The 387-nt window shown below is 56.6% G+C and carries 1 protein-coding gene; it reads right to left on the bottom strand.

Features of this window, described 5'->3' with window-relative positions:
* On the bottom strand, positions 1 to 387 hold a 387-nt coding region (locus B5P40_RS32395; protein ID WP_142936401.1), incomplete at both ends, for an SDR family NAD(P)-dependent oxidoreductase.

Raw genomic sequence — 387 nt, forward strand, 5'->3', positions numbered from 1 at the left:
GATGAATGCACCTCCTCCGTTTTTTGCGAGAATGGGGGCGAAGGTTTGAGCCATTCGAATAAGTCCGTACACATTGATCTTCATTGCCATCTCAAGCGCATCTATCGCCCCGGCATCCAGCGGGGTGGCGGTCTTGAAAACCGCCGCGTTGTTGGCCACCACCTGAACATCCGGGGCCGTGTCAGCCAATGCTGCAATGCTTTCCGGCATGGTCAAATCCAGATGAACTGGAACCACCATGTCGCCAAAGCGCTCCAGCAGCGGATTGGCCGAATCGGGGTTGCGCACTGCTGCATAGACTTTCATCGCGCCATGATGCAGCAGCGCATCGACAATCGCCTTGCCTATGCCTCGATTCGCCCCTGTCACAAGAGCGGTCTTTCCGCT

It is taken from the genome of Bacillus sp. SRB_8 (assembly GCF_003264205.1).
GTDB lineage: Bacteria > Bacillota > Bacilli > Bacillales > Bacillaceae_G > Bacillus_A > Bacillus_A mycoides.